Source organism: Nocardia cyriacigeorgica, assembly GCF_005863245.1.
In the GTDB taxonomy this organism is placed as follows: domain Bacteria; phylum Actinomycetota; class Actinomycetes; order Mycobacteriales; family Mycobacteriaceae; genus Nocardia; species Nocardia cyriacigeorgica_C.
Genome location: NZ_VBUT01000006.1, coordinates 480,934 through 501,372, shown reverse-complemented (window position 1 = coordinate 501,372; position 20,439 = coordinate 480,934). Strand labels below are relative to the sequence as shown.

Sequence of the window (20,439 nt, the reverse complement as noted above, 5' to 3'; positions counted from 1 at the left end):
TACCACTCCGATAGTCAGTGGCTGGATCCGTACGCGAGCGACGTCGGCGAACGCGGGCAGCGATTCAACTTCTGCTCTCGTATCAGCTGCGTGACCCCAGAGGGACCCTGCTGCCGAGCAATTCCAACGCGTTCTCGCGCATCACCTTCCGAGTGTCCTCGTGGGAGAACTCGGGGAACTGCGGGATATCGGCCGTGAACGTCGTGGGGTCGGCAAGCCCCTCGCCGTGTGGCCAGTCCGAGCCGAACAGCACCCGTTCCACGCCGATGGTTTCGGCGAGCAGCTTGACGTCGTCCTCGTAGTACGGCGCGATCCACACGTTGTTCTTCAGCTGCTCCACCGGATCCTCCTTGAAATGGTAGGGCGCGGTGTTGGCAGCCTTTTTCAAGCGCTTGATCAACCGGTAGACGAAGTACGAGCCGTTCTCGATGCTGGCCACCTTGAACACTGCTCAACCGCCTTCGGCCATCCGGCTACACACGCCTCGGCGCCGGAATCCGGGGCGCAGGCGAGATCCTCACAACCCGGGCAGGCACGCAGAACCGGCTGTTGCTCCTACTGTCCGATGGGCTGCCCTTCGAAGAAGGCTACGAAGGCCGCTACGCCGAGGCCGACACCCGTAAGGCACTCGAGGAACTCCGCGGCGACGGCGTCGGGTGCCTGTGCCTGTCACTCGGCGCCGACACCGACACCGACGTCCTCGCGCGGGTTTTCGGCTCCGCCGGCTACGCCACCGCGACGACCCTCGCCGAACTGAGCCCACGCATGGACGAGCTGTTCCTGTCGAGCTTGCGCGAATTCAGCGCGCCGAAGTCGACCGGCAGGTGACGCGGGAACCATGAGAACCATCTACCGATCTCGGAAAAATGGGCTTCCGCGATGGACCGAACGTCGTGGCGTCGTAGCGGTTGTTCAGGCCTGCGGCGCGGGGTTGATCGTGTCGCCGTCCCAGCTCAGATCCGAATCCTCGGTGATCTCGAAGGCCTCGAAACAACCGTCGGCCACCACCGCCTCGATCAGGGCCCGTGAGCCGGCGACGATTGTGGAGTCGATGTCGATCTCGCTGGCTACGACCCAGGCGTGGTCGGCGGGCCAGAGCAGCTGGGGCGTCACTCCGGGGAAGTCGGGTGTCCATCCCAGGCCGGCCGCGTACACCCAACCGGGATCGGCGAGTTCGGAGAGGCTGGTGTCGAACAGCAGGAAGTCGCGGCCCGGCCACCGCAGGAACGGCCCGGCCTCGACCGCCTGACCGACCTGCGGCGCGACCGAGGCGGTCAGCTCGGCTTCGATTCGAGCTCGCTCGCGCTCGAGGTTGCGCGGATCGCCGTCGGTGGACATCAACAACACCGCACCCGAGGATGTATTCAGCTCGCCGAAGCCATTCCACACACCAGCCGTCACCTCGTCCGGCGTTTCGGTCGCCACGCGAAGGTGGGCAGTGAGCGCGGCCAGTAGCTTCGGGTCGAACCACCCCACGGCGGTCTGGCCGACTTCCCAGCCGTCGTCGAACGACATCGCCGCTTCGTCCTCACCGTCGGTGAGGTTGCGCCACTGCACCAGCGGATGCATCACTCGGCCGTTGCGCGCGGCGACCTCGGCCCACGGCCACAACGCCTCCTCCACGACCGCGGGATTGCCCCACTCGTCGGTGCTCGTGACGTCGCGGCGGGTCGCCTCGACCGGATGCAGGATTCGCGCATACGCCTCGAACCCGGTGCCGGCGATGTCGCCGACCCCGTGTTCGCCGACCCGCTCCAGCAACCACTTGCCGCGCTCGACATCCGCCGTGAATTCCACCCGGTCAGCCTAGTGAGCCACAGCTGCCGGAGTCGGCCACGCACCCGTGGGATTACCTCGCCGGCGCGATGTTCTGGTTGAGATGGAACAGGTTGGCCGGGTCGTAGGCCTTCTTGATCGCCGCCAAGCGGTCGTAGTTCGGGCCGTAGTTGGCGCGGATGCGGCCTTGGTCGTCGGAGGCCATGAAGTTGATGTAGCCACCGTCGGCGGTATGCGGTTCGAGCGCGGCGTGGTAGTCGCGCACCCACTTGATATTGGCTTCGTTGTCGGCCGGATCCGGCCACATGCCCGCGATCACCGGCGCGAAGTTCGCGGTTCGGTAGGCGAACGCGGTGTCCTCCGCCGCCACGTCGTGGACGGCGCCGTCGATCGGGTACAGGTGCATGGTGGACTGCATGGCGGGCACCCGTGGACCGAATTCCAGATGCGCGGCGAGGGCGCCGTCGGTGAGCTCGGGTTGGAACGCCGCCTTCCAGTAGTGCTGCAACCCGGCGGGAAGCAGCGCGTCGAACGCGCCGTTGAGGGCCGGGTAGGGCATCCGGCCCACGTGCTCGGCGACCGGTGCCGCGACCGCTCGCAGCTCCGCGAGCAGCGCTTCGCCTGCCTCGTCGCTGCCGTTGAAGCACGACACCACGAGCATGAACGGCTCACCGACCCGGTCTTCGGGGATGAAGGGCAGCGGTGGGGCGATCTGGAACGCGGGGAAGGCGCCCATCGCGCGCGGTGCCGCGGCGATCCAGTCGCGGTAGGTCCGCAGCAGTTCTTCGGCGGCGTCGAGCTCGAAGAACATGGGTCCGCCGTAGATGGTGTCCACCGGGTGCAGGTCGAACTCCATCTCGGTCACCACACCGAAGTTGCCGCCGCCGCCGCGTAGTGCCCAGAACAGGTCGGGGTGCTCGGTCGCGTTCGCGGTGACGAAGGTGCCGTCGGCCAGGACGACGTCGGCGGATCGCAGGTTGTCGATGGAGAGCCCGTAGGCGCGCGCGAGATAGCCGATGCCGCCGCCGAGCGTCAGGCCGGTCACACCGGTGGTCGAGATGATGCCGCCGGTGGTGGCGAGACCGAATGTGTGTGCGGCGTGGTCGAAGTCGCCCCAGGTGCAGCCTGCCTGTACCCGGGCGATCCGCTGCTCGGGGTCGATGCGGATGCCCTTCATCGCGCTGAGGTCCACGACGATGCCGTCGTCGACGGTGCCGAAACCGGGCACGCTGTGGCCGCCTGCGCGGACAGCGAGGTCGAGTCCGCTCTCCCGGGCGGTGTCGACGGTGACGCGCACGTCGGCGACGTCGACCGCGCCGACGATCGCGAGGGGTTTGCGGTCGATCATCCCGTTGTAGACCGAGCGGGCCTGGTCGTAGCCGGGTGACTGCGCGGTGATCACCTCGCCGCGGACCGCTTCGAGCATGGTCAGTGCTGGTGTGCCGTTCATTTCTGCTCCCTGAGGGTCGGGCCGGTGCGGCGGTCAGCCGAACAGGCGCAGGACGTGGTCGTGGAATTGACGCATCTGCGCCACCGGGCCGACTTCGAGGAAGACGGCTCCCCCGGCGGAGGTGGCGGTGTGCCCGGCGGGCCAGTGGTAGACCTCGCCGGCGCCGGCGGTCTCCACCGTGCCGTCGGCGTGTTCGAGCCGTAGCGACCCTTCCAGCACGATTCCCCAGTGCGGGCTGGGGCAGCGGTCGCCGGGCAGGCCTTGCAGGACCGGGCCGAAGTCGGTCTCGGGTGGCACGCTGGCGTACCGGACGGCCATGTCGCCCCACTCGATGTACCGGGTGGTCAACTCGCCTTGGGCGACCTCGATGGGCAGGTCTTCGATCCTCGTCGCCATGGTGTGCTCCTCGGTTGGCGTTATCTGTGACGCTACGGAGAGCCGGTGCCGCGCACCTGACCTGATCTGACCGAATCGGCGTGGTCGCGAGGGGGTCAGATCGGACTATCTCGGTGGTCGTCGAATCCGGCTAAGGTCGAGGGGTGACCGAATCGGCGTCGCCGAGCAGCGGTACGGCCTTTGTCGGTCGCGGCGCGGAAGTCGCGCGGCTCGAGGCCGTGTGGGCGGCGGTCGAGAGTGATCGGCGGCAGGTCGTTGTCGTCGGCGGCGAGCCCGGCATCGGTAAGACCCGGTTGGTGAGCGAGGCGGCCACCGCGTTGCGCGCGCACGGCGCCACGGTGCTGTGGGGCGCGTGCCGCGAAGACCTCGACATCCCGTACCGGCCCTTCGTCGCGATTCTCGAGCAGGCGCTCGAGCAGGCCCCGCCGGAAGCCCTTCGCGCCATCGCGCCGACTGCGGCTGCCCCGCTGCTGCGGCTCACCACGACCGTGTCGCGGTACTGGCCGTCGGCGCAACCGAATCCGGGTGACCGGGACTCGCGACCCGCTCTCTTCGACGCCTTCATGCGGGTATTGCTGGCGGCCGCCGAGCGCTGCCCCCTGGTGATCGTCCTCGAGGATGTGCACTGGGCCTCGGAACCGACGTTGGCGATGCTGTCGCATCTGGTCGAGTCCACGGCCGGTGAGCGGCTACTCGTGCTGGCGACCCTGCGGACCACCGCGCCGGACCGCACGGATGCGGTGAGCTTCGCCCTCGCCGATCTGCATCGTCTCGACGGTGTCGCCCGGATCGACCTCGCCGGGCTGAGCACCGAGGAGGTGGCCGAGTATCTCGTCCGGGCGGCCGGGGTGTCGCGGGGGTCGGCGCGGTCGGCGGCGCCGGTACTGCGTGACCACACCGGCGGAAATCCGTTCTTCCTCCAGGAGTACTGGCACGACCTGGCGACCCGCGGCGGCCTGACCGCGGTGCGGTCCGCTGTCGCCGCACCGCGATCGGTCCAGGACGCGCTGGCCCGCCGGCTGGCGGCCTTCGATGTGGACCACGCGCGGGTGATCGAACTGGCGGCGGCCGCCGGTGATGTCGTCGACCCCGAGATCCTGGCCGATGGACTCGACTCGAACCAGGTCCTCGCGGGGATCGACTTCGGTGTGCGCGCCGGGCTTCTCGTCGCGGGGACCGCGGACGGCGAGTATCGATTCGCGCACGCCCTTGCCCGCCAGGCCGTCCTCGACCGGATGTCGGCGGGCGATCTGGCGGCCGCGCACGCCCGGGTCGCGCTCGCCCTCGAGAAACGGGACCCGACCCGGGTGGCCGCGCTGGCGCATCACTATTTCCGCGCCCGCGCCCTCGGATACGCGGACAAGGCGGTGCACTACCTGGTGCTCGCGGCCCGCCAGGCCGAGCGCGGCATCGCCCACCGCGAGGCGGCGGTGCTGTACGAGCGTGCCGCGCAGGCGCACGCCGCGCGCGGACCGACCCGGGTCGAGCTCCTCTCGGCGGCGGCGCGCTGCCACCTGCACGGTGGCGACTTCCACACCGCCCGCCGGCTCTACGAGGATCTCGCCACGGAGGGCGACCCGCGCGTCCGGCTGTCCGCCGCGATCGGGCACGAGAACGCGTCGTGGCGGCCCTCCGCCAGTGGTCAGCGCTCGCTGGCGCTACTGAGCGAGGCACTGGACGCCGCCGCGCTGGATCCTGATGACCCGCTGTCGGTACGCGCTCACGCGAGTATGGGGCGTGCGGCGTCGTTCACCGGCGATTCCCGGCGGGCTCGCCGGATCGGTGAGGATGCCTTGGCGCGGGCCAGGGCCATCGGCGATCCGGAGCTTCTCGCGCATGCCCTGTGCACGACGCTGTGGCAGGGTCTGCGCCCGGACCTGGCGCCGGAGCTGCTGGCGAGGGCGGTCGAGCTCAACGACATCGGCGCGCGCCTCGGCGACGACGACTACCGGGGTCCGGCCGCCTTCCACCGCGCGGTGTTCGCCTACCTGCTCGGCGACGCGGTGGCATGGAGCAGTGCCCAGCGCGATCTGACCGAGTTGGCGCTGGCACGGGGACAGCCGTTCTTCCGGTATGTCGCCGGATGCTCGCGATGCGCGCACCGGTTCGCGGTCGGCGACTTCGCGGGCACCGAGCGGATCATCGAATGGCTCGACGACCAATTCACCCAGGAGTTCGGCGGCGCCACCGAGGGGTCGTGGGGTGTGCAGCAGTTCATGCTCCGGCGGGTCACCGGCGGCCTGGAGCAGGTTCGTCCCCTCGTCTCCGGACGTGAGAGCTACGACGACCACTGGTTGCCCGGCCTGCTGGCCTTGTACACGGAGCTGGGGATGTGGCAGCCGGCCGCGCGCCTGCTGACCTACCTGTGCGACCGGCTCGACGATCACCGTTTCGGCGCGCAATGGGCGGGGGTGCTGGCGTTCGCCACCGAGGCGGCGGTCGGGCTCGACGACACCGCGGTGGCGGCGATGCTGCGCCCGTTGATGGCCGAGTACGCCGGGGCCAATCTGATGGCCGGTGCGAGCGTGGCGGTGTTCGGCAGCGCGGATCGGTATCTCGCCGAGCTCGATTCGGTGCTCGGCACGGCCAGCGCCGACGCGCATTTCGGGCGCGCGCTGGCGATGGACCGCCGGATGGGCGCGGTGACCCACCAGGCCGAGACATTGGCGGCGTGGTATCGGCACCGGATCCGCCACCCCGACGCCGTGCCCGGGCCCGCGGCCGCCGACCTCGCCACCGAGGCACGCGCGCTGGCACGGCGGATCGGACATCGCCGCATTCTGCGGGACCTGGACGCGGACCCGGCGCCGCGTCGCGAGCACGTGCCCCTGCCGAACGGGCTGACCGACCGCGAGGTGGAGGTGCTGCGCCTGGTGGCCGACGGCCTGTCCAATCGCGAGATCGGCGAGCGCTTGTTCATCAGCGCCAATACCGCCGCCAACCATGTGCGCAGCATCCTGATCAAAACCGCAGCACCCAATCGGACCAGGGCCGCTGTCTTCGCCACCGAGCACGGACTGCTCTAGCCGGTGACCGGCCCGCCCGCTGTCGACAGCGGCGCGAAAGCGCCGTCCGGGGTGAGCGTGCCGGACAGTTCCATGATGGCGTCGGCCGGGATTCCGGCCCGGACCGCGGCGGCACGGATCGCGTCGACGTTATCGGCCTCGTAGAGGCAGAACGTCTTGCGTTTATCCAGCGACAGAAACGACTCGAGCCATCGCACACCGAACTCGTCGTTGATCCGGTTGATCTCCGCGGCGGTGTCCGGGGCCACCTCGAGCTGTTCGGCGAATTGCCGCTCCACCATGAATACCGGCATCGGGTGTACCCCTTGGTTGTGCTCGGACGCGGCCCACACGGTGCACCGGTCCGAACGGCGGTCCCCGGCTTTCACGGTACCCGCTGTTCAACGTCCCGCGAAGCCGGCAGGACCTCGGACTACGCTTGACAGATGACCACTCCGGCGCAGTTGAAAGCCCAGCAAGCTGCGGTGAAGCAGCGCTACCGGGACGATCCGGCCGCCGCGGTCACGGCGCTGCGTGCTGTGGGTTCGTTCGCCGACCCCGGCATCACCTGCACGGTGCGCACGTTCGCGGGTCCGGTGCGCGCCGGCCTGCACCCGGCCACCGGCGGTGACGGTTCGGATGCCTGCTCCGGCGACATGCTGCTCGAGGCGCTCGCCGCCTGCGCCGGGGTGACCTGCCGCAGCGTCGCCACCGCCATGGCGCTGCCGATCACCGGCGCCGAGGTCGAGGCGACCGGATCCTTCGACGCCACCGGCACCCTGGGCATCGACCGGAGCGCCGACGTCGGGGTGTCGACGATAACGGTGACGATCACCGTCACGACCTCCTCCGACGTGGACGCGGCCGCGTTGACCAAGCTCGCCGAGCTCACCGAGCGGTACTGCGTGGTCGGCCGCAGCCTCCTGCACCCGCCGGTGATCCGGGTGGTGCGTGCGGGTGTGGTCGCACCCACGAGCACTACCGCACCCACGGGAACCTGATCCTCGCCCGCCCTGCTCAATATGCCCCGTTGCCGCGGGCGACGACGCTGACGGTCTTCGCGATCAGCAGCAAGTCGAGCACCATCGACCAGTTCTCCAGGTAGGACTGGTCGAGCCGAATGGCGTCCTCCAGGGACAGATCCGAGCGCCCGCTCACCTGCCACAACCCGGTCACGCCCGGCTTGACCAATAGCCGCCTGCGCATCACGCCGTCGTAGCTGTCGACTTCGCGGCGGACCTGCGGCCGCGGACCGACCACGCTCATCTCACCGCGCAGCACATTGAAGAACTGCGGCAGCTCGTCGAGGCTGTACTTGCGGATCACCTTGCCCACCGGGGTGATCCGCGGGTCGTTCTCGAGTTTGAAGAACAGCGGGTTGCCGCCGCTTCCGGCGATGAGGTCGTCGGCCTGCGCGTCGGCGTCGGCGTACATGCTGCGGAACTTGATCATCCGGAAGGGTCGGCCATCGCGCCCGATCCGCTCCGACCGATAGAACACCGGTCCCACGCTGGTCGACTTCACCGCGGCCGCTACCGCGAGGAGTACCGGCGCCAGCGCCAGCACCGCGAACAGCGCGAAGCCGAAGTCGAACAGGCTCTTGCGCACGCACTTGGCGCGGTCGTACTGCGGCCGTTCCACATGCACCATCGGCATGTCGGCGATCAGGCAGTTGGTCAGCCGCGCGCCCGCGACACCCACCAGTCCTGGCGCCACGATCAACTCCACCCCGATCGCGTCGAACTCCCATGCCATCCAGCGGAAGTCGGCGGGGCCGAGTTTGTCGGTGGCGGTCACCGCGACGGCGTCCACCCCGATTCTGCACACCGCGTCGAGCACCGCGGCGTCGTCGCCGACGACGGGAACGAACCGGTCCCCGACCGCGATCCAGGGGTCGGCGATCATCCGGTCGTCGCGGGGAATACACACGCCGACCACCTTGTATCCGGTGGTCAGGTCGCGCCCGAAAGCCTGCACCATTGCTCGTGCGGAATTGCGGCTGCCGACGACCAGCACCGTGGTGCCGTAGCGGTCGCGGGCGCGCTGGGCGCCTATCCAGCCGCGCCACAGCCTGCGCTCCACGACGAGGCCGAGCAGGCCGATGGGCAGCGCGATGGCGAGATAGCCACGCGCGATATCCACCCGCAGGATCAGCGACACGATGGCGATCAGCCCGAACAGCCACACCGTCGACGAGACCAGCCGCCGGTATTCCTCGATGCCACAGCCGATCACCCGCAGCGAATGGCTGAGTGATCCGGCCAGGATGGCTGCCCATGCGATGGCCAGGACGGCGGAGACGAAACTGTAGCCGACCGTGTAGGGAAGTTGGCCGGCCAGCGGCGGATCCACCGGACCGCCGAAACGGATGAACTGCGCGGCGCCCACCGCTGAACACACCACGGCGAGGTCGGCAACCGCCAATCGGCGCGCGTATTCGACCTGCCACCGCTGTCTTTCGGAAGAATTGAGCTGTTGCGAGATCCGCGCGGCACGTATATCTCGCCGTGCACGAATCGTAAGATGCATGGGAAAACACACTTTTCGACAGGAAAATTCAATCCGATCCTCAGTGGTCGAATTTCCCGAAGATTTATAGTAAAAAATACCCTGTGATTGGAACTGCCGATCTGACGCAACCCTGAGTCGGTTCGGCGGTGCCGGGCGACCTTCTTGTCTGCGAAGTATGGCCCATTGCATGGCTACGTAGCAATAACCGGGGCCGAAAAAGACCTTTGGTATGCACTTTCCCCCGGCCATTTCGGTCGCCGGCCTACCTATAGGCAGGCCCAACTGAAGCTTCAATAATTGTGAAATGCCCGTGAATTCATGATCGAAAACATTGTCCCGCTCGTCCGATTTCTCGAATCGAAGATCAACTTCATCGGCGACAGAAAATCCGAGTTCATCGCCGGACAGGTGTTTTTCGATGGAATTTGTTGTAACGTGAGCCGCGTTGCGGACGCGTTCGGAAATATCGACACAAGGTCCGCCGCGGAAGGTTTTGGTGCCCGCATGTTGTGCCGACTGTGTGAATCCGATCGGATGATCAGCATTCTCGATCTCGGTGCGACACCGCCGTGCGAGAGGTTCCTGTCCGGCGCCGAGCTCGATCACCCGGAGATGACCTACCCCCTGCACTTGCGGCTGTGTGCGGAGTGCCTGCTGCTGCAAATCCCTGCGCTCATCACCCCGGAGGAAACCTTCACCGAGTACGCCTACTACGCCTCGTACTCCGACAGCTGGGTGCGCCACGCCAAATCTTTTGTCACGACTGCGATTCCGCGTCTCGGTCTGGACAGCTCCGCGCTGATCGTCGAGGTGGCGAGCAACGACGGCTACTTGCTCCAGCACGCGGTGGCCGCCGGCTACTCGTGTCTCGGCATCGAGCCTGCGGTGAACGTCGGCGCCGCGGCACGTGCGAAGGGCGTGCCGACAGTGACGGCATTCCTGGACGAGGAACTGGCCAGGCAGATCCGCACCGTGTACCGGCCCGCCGATCTGGTGATCGCCAATAACGTCTACGCGCACGTACCCGATCTGCTCGGCTTCAACCGGTCGCTGCGTGCGCTGCTCGATGACCACGGCTGGCTGTCGATCGAGGTGCACCACGCGCTGAATCTGGTACGGCTCGGCCAATTCGACACCATCTATCACGAGCACTTCCAGTACTACACGGTCGCGTCGGCGCAACGCGCGCTCGCGACCGGGGGTCTGACGCTGGTCGACGTGGAGTTCCTCCCGACCCACGGCGGATCGCTACGGCTGTGGGCCCGGCCGGAGGCGGTCGCGACACCGGGCCGGCGCGTGGCCGACGCGCTCCGGGTCGAGTCCGACCTCCATGACGTCGGCGGCTATCTGGAACTGCGAGCGCGCGCCGAAGCCATCCGGCATGGCCTGCTGCGTTTCCTGCTGGACTGCCGGGACAAGGGCAAACGCGTCGTCGGATACGGCGCACCGGGTAAGGGCAACACGTTGCTCAACTACTGCGGCATCCGGACGGATCTGCTCGAGTACACCGTGGACCGCAACCCGTACAAGCAGGGACGCTACACCCCCGGCACGCGGGTTCCTATCCACGATCCCGAGCGGATCGACGCCGACCGGCCCGACGTCGTGCTGGTGCTGCCGTGGAATCTCGAACCCGAGATCACCGCCCAACTCCGCCACATCGCGGACTGGGGTGGCGAGCTGTATTTTCCGCTACCCACCTTGCACCGTGCGGAGTTCTGAGATGAAAGTGGTCCTGTTCTGCGGTGGTTATGGCATGCGTATGCGTAACGGCACCAACGACATCCTGCCCAAGCCGATGCAGTTGGTCGGTCCGCGTCCGCTGATCTGGCATGTCATGCGCTATTACGCCCATTTCGGGCATCACGAGTTCATCCTGTGCCTGGGCTACGGCGCCGCCCACATCAAGAACTTCTTCCTGACCTACCAGGAGTCGGTGTCCAACGATTTCGTGATCCACGGCGGCAAGGTGGAATTGCTGCACTCCGACATCAGCGACTGGACGATCACCTTCGTCGATACCGGCGTCGAATCGGCGATCGGCGAGCGGTTGCGCCGGGTGCGCGAGCACCTCGTGGGTGAGCGGTACTTCCTGGCGAATTACGCAGACGTCCTCACCGACGCGCCGCTGGATGTGATGGTGGAGCGTTTCATCGCTTCCGGCGCGGCGGCCTCGATGATGATCGTGCCGCCGCAGTCGTCCTTCCATTGTGTCGACGTGAATTCTCTCGGTGAGATCAAGAACATCATCCCGGTGTCGCGATTACCGATCTGGGAGAACGGCGGTTATTTCGTGCTGACGCCGGAGATCTTCGAATTGCTGCCGCCCGGCGGTGATTTGGTCGAGGACGCCTGCGGAGCGCTCGCGGCGCAGGGCAGGCTGTTCGGCTATCAGCACGACGGATTCTGGAAACCCGCCGATACGTTCAAAGAACGCGCGGAACTCGATGAATGCTACAGCCGCGGCGAACGGCCGTGGATGGTGTGGGAGAAGGCGATCCGATGATTTCCCTGGCTACCGGGGACGTGCGGGAGATCGCGGTGCTCGGCGCACACTGCGACGATATCGCCATCGGCGCGGGTGGCACACTGCTGTCGCTGGTGAAATCCGCTGCCACCCTCCGGGTCCGGGCACTGGTACTTTCCGGCGGTGGGACACCCCGGGCAGCAGAGGAAGCGGCCGCGCTCGGGGAATTCTGTTCCGGCGCCGAACTCGACCTCGAGGTGCTCGACGTTCCCGACGGGCGCGCGCCTGCGCACTGGGACCGGATCAAACAGCAGCTCGGCCTCTTCCGTCGCCGCGCCGACCCCGACCTGGTCTTCGCGCCACAGCGTCACGATGCGCACCAGGATCACCGGCTGCTCGCCGAACTGGTGCCGACCGAATTCCGCGACCATCTGATCCTCGGCTACGAAATCCTCAAGTGGGAAGCCGACACTCCGCATCCCACGCTGTTCCTTCCGCTCACCGCCGACATCGCCGAGCGGAAGGCGCGGCTGCTGGCCCGGCACTATCCGTCCCAACACCACCACGACTGGTACGACGAACGAGTCTTCCTCGGGCTGAGCACGATCCGCGGTGTGCACTGCCACGCCGAGTACGCCGAGGCATTTGTCGTCGACAAGGCCGTCGTCACCGTCGGAGGTCGATGATCATGCGGGTACTGGTGACCGGTCATCAGGGGTATCTCGGTTCGGTGCTGACACCGATCCTCGGCGCAGCAGGGCATGATGTGACGGGCCTCGACATCGGCTACTACGCCGACTGCGTGCTCGGCGCCGCGCCCGAGGATCCACCGACCCTCACCGTCGACCTCCGCGATGTGACCGCGGCGCAGCTGGCCGGCTTCGAGGCCGTCATCCATCTCGCGGCCTTGTCGAACGACCCACTCGGCGCGCTCGCCCCCGAGATCACCTACGACATCAACCATCGCGCCTCGGTACGACTGGCTCGACTCGCGAAAGCCGCCGGGGTCCGGCGCTTCCTGTACGCCTCGACCTGCTCGGTGTACGGCGCGGCCGGCGATGATCTCGTCGCCGAGAACGCGCCGCTGTGCCCGCTGACGCCGTACGCGGAGAGCAAAGTCCTGGTCGAAGACGAGGTAGCCGCACTCGCCGATTCGGGCTTCTCGCCGGTATTTCTCCGAAATGCCACGGCCTTCGGTTTCTCACCCCGGCTGCGCGCCGACATCGTCCTGAACAATCTGGTGGGCTTCGCGGTGCTCACCGGCACGGTGCGAGTGCTCTCCGACGGCACCCCGTGGCGACCGCTGGTCCACGCCCGTGACATCGCCGCGGCGTTCGCACGCTGCCTGGTGGCTCCCATCGACACCGTGCACTGCCGGGCCTACAACATCGGCACCGAGGACAACAATCTCACCGTCGCCGATATCGCCGACGCCGTCGTCGCGGCGGTTCCCGGCTCGACACTGGTCGTCACCGGCGAGACCGGGCCCGACCCGCGCTCCTACCGTGTCGACTTCACCGCGGCGCGAACGATTCTGGGCTTCCACGCACAATGGAGCGTCGCCGACGGCGCCGCCGAACTGTCCACCGAGTACATCGCGCGCGCGTTGACCGACGCCGACTTCACCGAGAAGTTCACCCGGCTGGCCCGCCTGCGCATGCTCAGAGACACCGGGGTGCTCGATGGCGCACTGCGCCGGATCACCAAGGGTGCCCGAGATGGGTGAGCAGTGCGCGCCAACTGCCCGCCGCCGCGTCGCGGGCCGAGACGATCGTGACCGGTTGCGGCCACTCGATGGCGAGGTCGGGATCGTCGTAGGCGACCGCGAGGTCTTCGGCCGGATCGTGCGGCCGGTCGATGCGGTAGCAGACGTCGGCGGTCTCGGTGAGCGCTTGGAAGCCGTGCAGGAAACCCGGCGGCACGTACAGCTGCCAGAACTCGGTGTCGTCGAGCCGGAAGGCCTGGTGTCGTCCGAAGGTCGGCGACTGCGGCCGGATATCGACGAGTACATCGTGCACCGCGCCGTGCGCGCATCGGACCAGCTTCGCCTCACCGCGGCCGGATCGGCCGTGCAGTCCGCGGATCACACCCCGTACCGACCGGGACTGGGAGTCCTGCACGAACGAGGCCGCGGCGCCCGGCGCGCCGAGGTGCCCATCGAACTGTGCGGCGTCGAAGGTCCGCGTGAACAAGCCCCGCTCGTCGCGATGCGGCTGCGGGACCAGCACCAGAACGTCGGCCAGCTCGGCCTGTTCTATGAGCATCGGGTCATCGTCGCATGAATACCGACACCAGGCGAGCCTGCCGGGGCTGCGGCCGCGGACCGCTCCACCGAGTGCTCGACCTCGGCAGAATGCCCGCAGCCGACGACTTCCCGCTGGTCACCACGCCCGTGGATACCGACGCCGTGTATCCACTGGCAATGGAGCTGTGCGGCCGGTGCGGGCTCGCCCAATTGGCCGAGGACGGCACCACCCCGGCGGAACCGAAGGCGGTGGAATCACTGGCGCTGCGCAAGCAGGCGGCCGACGCCGTCGCCCACGCCGCAGCGGCCGGATGGCTGCGTGGCGGTACCGTCCGCGAGTTCGCCAGCCCGCACGGCGGCAGCTGGCTCCCCCTGATCACCGCGCGGGGGTTCACTCCGGTCGAGGGTGCCGCCGACGTCGTCGTCGACTGCTTCGGGCTCATGCACGAGCCCGACCAGCGCTCGGCGTTCGCGCAGCGGGCCATCGCCACTCGCCCAGGAGGTGTGCTGCTGGTGCAGTTCCATTCGCTGCGCGCCATCGTCGCCGGTGGTCAATGGAATTGCCTACGGCACGGTCATTTCGCCTACTACTCGATGTCGGCGCTGTGGACGCTGCTCTATTCCGCGGGCATGAGCCCGGTGGCGGCCTGGGAGTTCGACCTGTACGGCGGGACGGTACTCGTCGCGGCGGTACACGGGTTCACGCAACCGCAGCAATCCCTGCGCCGCGTCCTGTCGGCCGAGGCGCACACCCTCGGCGCGGTCCGGGTCGCGGACCTGCAAAAGGCGGCAGATCGGCAGGCCAGATCATTGCGTGGGTGGTTGGAGGCCGAATCCGCGGCCGGCAGCACCGTCTGCGCCTATGGGGCCGCCTCGCGCGCGGTCGCGCTGTTCAGCCTGGCGGGCGCACACCGCGGACTCGTGCACGCGGTAGCGGATGCGGCGCCGGCCAAACAGGGCAGGCGGATGCCAGGGACCGCAATACCGATCATCGCTCCGGCCGAACTGGTCGCCATGCGACCCGATCGGGTGCTGCTCACGCTGCCGGACCTGCTGCCCGAGGTCAGCGTGTCCTGTCCAGAACTCGACGGCACGTGGGTCGTCGACGTCGACGAGCCCGGTGCACCGGACACCGAGGCCGAACAGCGACAAGGAGGTGCAGCCGTCTGACCGAGCTCGACGAAGCCGGGCTCGCACCCGGCGCCGTGACCTGAAGAACTCCGGGGGTATCCCGTTCTGCATGCGTGCGATCGCGCGTGCCCGACCAGTTTGGGGATCTGATGAAAGGTACAGCTCAGCGGCCGAAACGCCGCACGCTCCGCACCGGAGTCATCGGTGCACTCACCGTCTGGTTCGCCATCGGCGCAGCCCTCGGACCGGGCTCCGCCGGCGCGATAGAAAGCAGCAATTCCGTTGTCGATCGGCACGGCCGCACGATCGAGGCGGTGTCGGCCGAGACCAACATTCATTTCCTTCCGCCGCTCGACGGAAACCCGTTGACCCGCGAGTGGTTTCACAGCGGCCGGTACTGCTACCGGATCACCGGACCCGATGTGGACGGCTGGGACGGTGGCATCGCCATCGGCTACCAGGTCGGCTACCCGGCCACCCTCACCGGACGGATCAAGTTCAGCTGGTCCACGCCCGGACTCGACGTAGAGGTGTTTCCCGACGTGGCGGTGGGCCTCACCGATGTCATCCCCAAGCTCGGCATGGAGCTCGAGGTCGGCTTCGGCCCCGGAATCCAGGAGGCCGAGCTCGCCAGCGGCTCGATCTCGGGCGCCGGCGGTTGCGTTCAGGTATCGGGGGGCCACGGCAGTGTCACCGGCGTAGTCGGCCCCACCACCATCCGGCCCTATGTCGCGGTCACCGGCCCCAGCGGCGACACCGCGATCGCCTACGGCAGGCTCATCACGAATTGAGCGGCACGCGGCTACGGCAGTTCCGGGCGTCGTCTCGCCATCGACGCCCGGACCCGTACCCGCTCGAAGCCGGCACGCACCAAGCGGGCATCGCCCGCGACGACGTCGGCGCGCGCGACACGGCCAGGGAACTCACCGCGCAGCCGGTGATGAAAGCGCAGCATCTCGGTCAGCTTGCTGACCGTCGAGCTATTGCTGCACAGGTTGAACGAGGAATTGCGCCACGCCGCAACGATATCTGTCATCCCGAAGAAGGCGCCGAACGTGCACACCCTGGCGAAGAGATCGACATCCATCGGGAACACCAGGTCGCCCCGGAATCCGCCGACCCGGTCGAAATGCTCCCGGTAGAACATCGCGGCGGCGGTCGGCCCGAATTCGGCGGGCCCGCGCCGGACGATGGTCCGCATCACCTCCCGCGGTGTCCGCACTCCGTCCAGCCCGGGCAGCCCGAGGCCACTCTCCTGCACGCCGTCCTGCTCGTCGATCACGTCGAACCTGGCCGAACAGATCGCCACCCGCTCGTCGCGCATCACCTCGAGCTGGCACGCGAGCGCGTCGGGGCGCAAGACGTCATCGGCGCAGACGATTTTCACCAGTCGCCCGGTGGTCAACGCGACAGCCCTGTTCCAGTTGTCACCGATCGGCAGTGTCTCGTCGTTGTGGAAGATCCGAATTCGCTTGTCATCGAATGACGCCGCGATGTCTGCGGTGGCATCGGTACTGGCGTTGTCGACAACGATGAGTTCGAAGTCGGCGTCTTGGCTCAGGATCGACCGCATCGTGGTCGCCAAGGTGCGGCCCGCGTTGTAGGAGGGCACGCACACCGACAGCGTGTTCATGGGTTTCCCTGCCGCTGCCACGCCCCGGGTGCGCTCGTGTCCACCAGCTCGAAGACCCGGTCGAGGCCGGCGCGACTCGCCTCGATCTGCTTCGATGCGCTACACCACAACGTCTCCCGCGATCCCACCGCGGTCCGCCACAGGTCATCGATCGCCTCGGTCAGCACCTCGGCGAGCGCCTCGTCGTCGAGGTGCACGATTCTGGTCCCGGCGCCGAACATATCGGCCAGCCCGTAGAACTTGTCGTCGTAATACCGCGATGCGGTGACACAGACCGCGGGAACGCCCTGGGCCAGCGCGAAAACCGCGAGGTGGTACACGCTGGTCACCAGGATGCGGCAGCGCCCGACCTGCCCGGCCACGTCCTGTGCCGATCCCGCGCGTCCGATCGGGCGCCGTACCCGGGCGGCGCCGCGCAGCAGCGGTAGTGTCCACCGTCGATCCTCGTCGTCGTATTCCGAGATGATCAATGGCGTGATGGCCGCGCCGAGATCCGCCGCACGCGCGCGGACGACGGTCCCGAGGATGTCGCGTGACCGGTCGCTGATCTGCATATAGTCCGCCGCACGCAGACACAGTCCGATGTCGGCGCCGAGGTCGTCACGGCGCATCCGATAGCCGAGTTCCACGGCGTCGTCGCCGGTGACCATCACCCGCTCCCGCGCGACACCGAGCTGCCGGAGCAGGTCGGGGCCGCGCCGGCCTTCTCGGAGCGCGATGAAATCCACCTGGGGCAACACCGTCGCGGCACGGTCGAACAGCCGATGATCGCGCAGCGGCCCGAGACCCTGTCCGATCATGGCGGTCGGCACCCCGCGCCGCTGCGCGTATTCCAGCAAGTCGAGGGTCCGATGCGCTTGGTACAGATCGACATCGGTCATATATCCGCCGCCCAAGGCGAGTACGAGCGAGGCGGAATCCGCCGCGACGGGAATGGGTGAGGCCGGCTCGCCCCGTGGCGCTGTCGGCGGAATTTCCTGCTCATCGGCCACGGCGGCGCGCAGCGTGCGCAGGCGGGACTTCGGCGCTTCCGTTGCCGCGCGCCACCGTAGTGCCACGGGCCCGGCGAGGTCGCTGCCCCATCGCCCCGGTAGCCGGCCGCGGCGGCCCCACGGCCGAGCCGCATCGATCGGCTCCGCCGCGGGCATCATGGCGCGCAGGATGGCCGGCTCGCTGGTCAGCATCCCGATACGCGCCTGCGGCCAGTGCTGCCGCAGTCGCTCCACGGTCACCGCCATCATCGCGATGTCGCCGCGGTTGCGCAGCCAGTACTCACCGTTGTCGATCAGCACACGGAGCCGATCGCGGCCCGCAAGGACTTCGGATTTCCGCACGCGCGGCTTCCTTCCGTCAGCACCCCCGACAGTAGATACCGGTAACGGATGGTGACGCTACGCGAATCCAACGGACATATATCGCACGCGATCGCCGACCTGTTACCTCCAGAGAATTATCGCCGATGCGAGTCTCATTTGCGACGAAATTGCTGACGTGATCAGGGAAATGTAGATATGCTCCTCGATACAGGTGTTCGACGTCGCACACCGAAGCAGTACTTGCAAGACCCAGAGGTGACCGTGACGGGCGAGCTCCGGATATATATGACCGGCTCCGAGTGGCTCCCCTCGGCACCCGGCGGATTGAATCGATACTTCACCGAACTGTACTCGGCCCTCACGCGCCGCCCCGGCCTCGACGTGGCGGCAGCCGCGTTCGGCGAACCCCCTATCGGGGCCCGAACCTGGGGCCCTACCGGCGGATCCACCCTGCGCCGCGCACGCATCGCATTTCTGGACCGGGCCGACCTCACCCGCGGTGCGGTACTGGACAGGCATTTCGGACTGTACGGACCCTCACCAGTGGGACGATTCGGACGATCGCCGCTCGTCGTGCATTTCCACGGCCCATGGTCCGCGGAGAGCAGGGCCGCAGGAGAAAACAAGATCACCGCGCACGTGAAATACCTCGTCGAGCGCATTCGCTATGCCGGTGCCGACATATTAGTTGTGCTATCGAATCATTTCCGAGAGATTCTGGTATCCGACTACAAGATTTCAGAGAAACAAATTCATGTTATTTCGCCCGGTGTCGACACGAGCCGTTTTTCCCGGGTCGATTCACGGGCGGAAACCGATCACAGCTCAGCGGAAACTCGCACCGTGCTCTGCGTACGGCGGCTCGAGCGCCGGATGGGCATCGATGTGCTCCTGAGGGCATGGCCGTCGGTGGTCGCGGCGCACCCGGCGGCCCGGCTGGTCATCGTCGGGACCGGGACTGCCGAACGGGAACTTCGCGACCTCGCCGCCGGCTCGGACTCGATCTCCTTCCTGGGCGCGGTTGATGAGGCACGACTGACCCGGCTACATCGCGCGGCCGAACTCGACGTGGTGCCGTCGCGTGCGCTGGAAGGATTCGGCCTCGCCGCATTGGAGTCCCTGGCCGCTGGTTGCCCGCCCATCGTCACCGACTGCGGTGGCCTGCCCGAAACCGTTCGCGCACTCGACGACACGTTGATCGTGCCGGCCGGCGACGCGGACGCGCTCGCCGCCCGCATCGTCTGCGCCCTCGACGGCGCCCGGCCCACGCCGCGACAGTGCAGGGCGCATGCCGAAACATTCACCTGGGACGCGGTCGCGCAGCGGCACGTCGAGCTCTACCGATCCTTGGGGTCCTGATGAAAGCGGTCTTCCTCACCCACACCGCCGCGCCCTCGGGCGCTGAACTCGCCACGCTGCGATTGGTCACCGCGCTGCCCGGCCACCTCGACACCGCCGTGGTGTACACCGCCGACGGACCCATGGTCGCCAAGACCAGGGCTCGCGCCATCGAGACCCACCTCGTCGCCAATGACACCGACAGCGCCACATTGACGATCGCGAACGCCGGCCTGCCGCGCCTGGCCGCTGGTGTCGTGCGGCTGATACGCCTCGGCTGGACGCTGGGCCGCGTGATGCGCGATCTGGAGGCCTCGGTCGTTGTCGCCCAGAGCGCGAAGGCGCTCGTCATCGGAGCCGCAGCGGCAGGGCGGGCGCGCATACCACTGGTCTGGCAGGTGCACGATCGGATCTCGGCCGAATACTTCGGCCGCACATTGGCTCCCGTGATCAGGGTGTTCGGCTGGCTCGTCGCCCGCGGGTACATCGCCAACAGTCGTTCGACTCTCGGGTCGCTGATCACCTGGCGCCGCCCCGCCGTCGTCGCCTATCCAGGCCTCGAGGCGCGCCCGCCCGACCGCCGCGAGGACCAGCGTCCACCCTCGGACACGATCGTCACCGTCGTCGGCAGGCTCGCACCATGGAAGGGGCAGGACCTGTTCCTGCGCGCGCTCGCCGAGGTACGCACCCGTCCGCGGCGGGTATTCCTGGTCGGCGGTGCGCTCTTCGGCGAGGAGGCGTTCCGCGCAGAACTCGAACAGCTCACCACGGAGTACGACCTGCCCGTCACGTTCACCGGTCACGTCGACGATCCCGACTCCTATATGTACCGCTCGGATGTCCTGGTGCACTGCACGTTGCTCGCCGAGCCGTTCGGGCAGGTGGTCGTCGAGGGCATGCGGGCGGGCTGCGCGGTGATCGCCACCCGCCCCGGCGGCCCGACCGAGATCGTGGAGCCGGGGATCGACGGCCTGCTCGTCGACGGCGGCGATCGCGGGCAGCTCACCGAAGCGCTGAACACCCTCATCGAGGATCGCGCCTTGCGCGTGCGGCTCGCCGCCGCCGCCCGCGTGCGGGCGCGCCGGTTCGACGTCGCCGAATCCGCCCGCGTGGTCGCCGATTTCCTCGCGGCCGTGCCCCGGAAGCGACACGGCCGTGCCTGATCCCGCTG

Annotated in this window: 18 protein-coding genes and 2 pseudogenes; 11 read left to right on the top strand and 9 right to left on the bottom strand. The window is 67.9% G+C overall.

The window, feature by feature from the left end; translation table 11 throughout:
• Positions 1-82: 82 nt before the first annotated feature.
• Positions 83-442 (bottom strand): annotated as a pseudogene (locus FEK34_RS18330) (amidohydrolase family protein); the annotation flags it as partial.
• Between the two features lie 8 nt (positions 443-450).
• Between FEK34_RS18330 and FEK34_RS30050 the strand changes: the two are divergent.
• Positions 451-828: pseudogene (locus FEK34_RS30050) on the top strand (VWA domain-containing protein); the annotation flags it as partial.
• Between the two features lie 84 nt (positions 829-912).
• On the opposite strand, the gene FEK34_RS18325 reads toward FEK34_RS30050, so the two are convergent.
• The 3 genes from FEK34_RS18325 to FEK34_RS18315 are packed head-to-tail and all read right to left on the bottom strand — an operon-like array spanning position 913 to position 3,622.
• Positions 913-1,797: a hypothetical protein gene (locus FEK34_RS18325; protein WP_138449059.1), complete on the bottom strand. Its 885-nt coding sequence runs from the start codon at positions 1,795-1,797 to the stop codon at positions 913-915.
• A 52-nt stretch (positions 1,798-1,849) separates the two neighbouring features.
• Entirely contained in the window at positions 1,850-3,226 is a 1,377-nt protein-coding gene (locus tag FEK34_RS18320) for an FAD-binding oxidoreductase (RefSeq protein ID WP_138449057.1), read from the bottom strand.
• Between the two features lie 33 nt (positions 3,227-3,259).
• A complete protein-coding gene (locus FEK34_RS18315; RefSeq protein ID WP_138449055.1) occupies positions 3,260-3,622 on the bottom strand; it encodes a cupin domain-containing protein in 363 nt (120 codons plus the stop codon).
• Positions 3,623-3,765: 143 nt separating this feature from the next.
• Between FEK34_RS18315 and FEK34_RS31185 the strand changes: the two genes are divergently transcribed.
• Positions 3,766-6,648 carry an ATP-binding protein gene (locus FEK34_RS31185; protein ID WP_138449053.1) on the top strand — a complete coding sequence of 961 codons (2,883 nt, stop codon included), beginning with the start codon at positions 3,766-3,768 and terminating at the stop codon, positions 6,646-6,648.
• On the opposite strand, the gene FEK34_RS18305 is transcribed toward FEK34_RS31185, so the two are convergent.
• Entirely contained in the window at positions 6,645-6,941 is a 297-nt protein-coding gene (locus tag FEK34_RS18305) for a DUF4242 domain-containing protein (protein ID WP_138449051.1), read from the bottom strand. The genes FEK34_RS31185 and FEK34_RS18305 overlap by 4 nt on opposite strands.
• Positions 6,942-7,073: 132 nt before the next feature.
• On the opposite strand from FEK34_RS18305, the gene FEK34_RS18300 reads away from it, so the two are divergent.
• Positions 7,074-7,628 carry an OsmC family protein gene (locus tag FEK34_RS18300; protein ID WP_138449049.1) on the top strand — a complete coding sequence of 185 codons (555 nt, stop codon included), beginning with the start codon at positions 7,074-7,076 and terminating at the stop codon, positions 7,626-7,628.
• A 16-nt stretch (positions 7,629-7,644) separates the two neighbouring features.
• Here FEK34_RS18300 and FEK34_RS18295 read toward each other — a convergent pair whose 3' ends face one another.
• The gene (locus tag FEK34_RS18295) at positions 7,645-9,744 is read right to left on the bottom strand and encodes a sugar transferase (protein WP_249359351.1); all 2,100 of its coding nucleotides are present in this window, start codon (positions 9,742-9,744) and stop codon (positions 7,645-7,647) included.
• Here FEK34_RS18295 and FEK34_RS18290 point away from each other — a divergent pair.
• From FEK34_RS18290 to FEK34_RS18275, 4 genes are read left to right on the top strand one after another with little or no spacing between them, the layout of a single operon-like run.
• Entirely contained in the window at positions 9,643-10,860 is a 1,218-nt protein-coding gene (locus FEK34_RS18290; protein ID WP_138449047.1) for a class I SAM-dependent methyltransferase, read from the top strand. The two genes, FEK34_RS18295 and FEK34_RS18290, sit on opposite strands and share 102 nt — an antisense overlap.
• Position 10,861: 1 nt before the next feature.
• Positions 10,862-11,644: a glucose-1-phosphate cytidylyltransferase gene (locus tag FEK34_RS18285; protein ID WP_138449044.1), complete on the top strand. Its 783-nt coding sequence runs from the start codon at positions 10,862-10,864 to the stop codon at positions 11,642-11,644.
• Positions 11,641-12,291 carry a PIG-L deacetylase family protein gene (locus FEK34_RS18280; protein ID WP_138449042.1) on the top strand — a complete coding sequence of 217 codons (651 nt, stop codon included), beginning with the start codon at positions 11,641-11,643 and terminating at the stop codon, positions 12,289-12,291. Before FEK34_RS18285 ends, FEK34_RS18280 begins: the two co-directional genes overlap by 4 nt.
• 2 nt (positions 12,292-12,293) lie before the next feature.
• Positions 12,294-13,331 (top strand): NAD-dependent epimerase/dehydratase family protein, encoded by a 1,038-nt coding sequence (locus tag FEK34_RS18275; protein WP_138449177.1) that lies wholly within the window; start codon positions 12,294-12,296, stop codon positions 13,329-13,331.
• Here the strand turns inward: FEK34_RS18275 and rfbC are convergent.
• Positions 13,306-13,869: a dTDP-4-dehydrorhamnose 3,5-epimerase gene (rfbC, locus tag FEK34_RS18270; RefSeq protein ID WP_138449040.1), complete on the bottom strand. Its 564-nt coding sequence runs from the start codon at positions 13,867-13,869 to the stop codon at positions 13,306-13,308. The genes FEK34_RS18275 and rfbC overlap by 26 nt on opposite strands.
• A gap of 14 nt (positions 13,870-13,883) precedes the next feature.
• Between rfbC and FEK34_RS18265 the strand changes: the two genes are divergently transcribed.
• Complete coding sequence (locus FEK34_RS18265; RefSeq protein ID WP_138449038.1) at positions 13,884-15,020, top strand: class I SAM-dependent methyltransferase; 1,137 nt, start codon at positions 13,884-13,886, stop codon at positions 15,018-15,020.
• Between the two features lie 110 nt (positions 15,021-15,130).
• On the top strand, positions 15,131-15,772 hold the full coding sequence (locus FEK34_RS18260; RefSeq protein WP_138449037.1) for an MspA family porin: 642 nt from the start codon (positions 15,131-15,133) through the stop codon (positions 15,770-15,772).
• An 11-nt stretch (positions 15,773-15,783) separates the two neighbouring features.
• Here the strand turns inward: FEK34_RS18260 and FEK34_RS18255 are convergent, their stop codons facing one another.
• Together FEK34_RS18255 and FEK34_RS18250 are read right to left on the bottom strand one after the other, a co-directional pair.
• Positions 15,784-16,614 carry a glycosyltransferase family 2 protein gene (locus tag FEK34_RS18255; RefSeq protein ID WP_138449035.1) on the bottom strand — a complete coding sequence of 277 codons (831 nt, stop codon included), beginning with the start codon at positions 16,612-16,614 and terminating at the stop codon, positions 15,784-15,786.
• Positions 16,611-17,948 (bottom strand): polysaccharide pyruvyl transferase family protein, encoded by a 1,338-nt coding sequence (locus FEK34_RS18250; protein WP_249359345.1) that lies wholly within the window; start codon positions 17,946-17,948, stop codon positions 16,611-16,613. Before FEK34_RS18250 ends, FEK34_RS18255 begins: the two co-directional genes overlap by 4 nt.
• A 261-nt stretch (positions 17,949-18,209) precedes the next feature.
• Between FEK34_RS18250 and FEK34_RS18245 the strand changes: the two genes are divergently transcribed.
• Both FEK34_RS18245 and FEK34_RS18240 read left to right on the top strand, forming a co-directional pair.
• Entirely contained in the window at positions 18,210-19,289 is a 1,080-nt protein-coding gene (locus FEK34_RS18245; RefSeq protein ID WP_249359367.1) for a glycosyltransferase family 4 protein, read from the top strand.
• Entirely contained in the window at positions 19,286-20,431 is a 1,146-nt protein-coding gene (locus FEK34_RS18240; protein ID WP_138449173.1) for a glycosyltransferase family 4 protein, read from the top strand. Before FEK34_RS18245 ends, FEK34_RS18240 begins: the two co-directional genes overlap by 4 nt.
• The last annotated feature ends 8 nt before the right edge of the window (positions 20,432-20,439 follow it).

Excerpts from the sequence above, each read along its gene's own strand:
- FEK34_RS18265 (WP_138449038.1), top strand. The coding sequence starts at position 13,884 with ATGAATACCGACACCAGGCGAGCCTGCCGGGGCTGCGGCCGCGGACCG.
- FEK34_RS18280 (WP_138449042.1), top strand. The coding sequence starts at position 11,641 with ATGATTTCCCTGGCTACCGGGGACGTGCGGGAGATCGCGGTGCTCGGC.
- FEK34_RS18290 (WP_138449047.1), top strand. The coding sequence starts at position 9,643 with ATGTTGTGCCGACTGTGTGAATCCGATCGGATGATCAGCATTCTCGAT.
- FEK34_RS18320 (WP_138449057.1), bottom strand. The coding sequence starts at position 3,226 with ATGAACGGCACACCAGCACTGACCATGCTCGAAGCGGTCCGCGGCGAG.
- rfbC (WP_138449040.1), bottom strand. The coding sequence starts at position 13,869 with ATGCTCATAGAACAGGCCGAGCTGGCCGACGTTCTGGTGCTGGTCCCG.
- FEK34_RS18300 (WP_138449049.1), top strand. The coding sequence starts at position 7,074 with ATGACCACTCCGGCGCAGTTGAAAGCCCAGCAAGCTGCGGTGAAGCAG.
- FEK34_RS18260 (WP_138449037.1), top strand. The coding sequence starts at position 15,131 with ATGAAAGGTACAGCTCAGCGGCCGAAACGCCGCACGCTCCGCACCGGA.
- FEK34_RS18255 (WP_138449035.1), bottom strand. The coding sequence starts at position 16,614 with ATGAACACGCTGTCGGTGTGCGTGCCCTCCTACAACGCGGGCCGCACC.
- FEK34_RS18315 (WP_138449055.1), bottom strand. The coding sequence starts at position 3,622 with ATGGCGACGAGGATCGAAGACCTGCCCATCGAGGTCGCCCAAGGCGAG.
- FEK34_RS18275 (WP_138449177.1), top strand. The coding sequence starts at position 12,294 with ATGCGGGTACTGGTGACCGGTCATCAGGGGTATCTCGGTTCGGTGCTG.
- FEK34_RS18305 (WP_138449051.1), bottom strand. The coding sequence starts at position 6,941 with ATGCCGGTATTCATGGTGGAGCGGCAATTCGCCGAACAGCTCGAGGTG.
- FEK34_RS18285 (WP_138449044.1), top strand. The coding sequence starts at position 10,862 with ATGAAAGTGGTCCTGTTCTGCGGTGGTTATGGCATGCGTATGCGTAAC.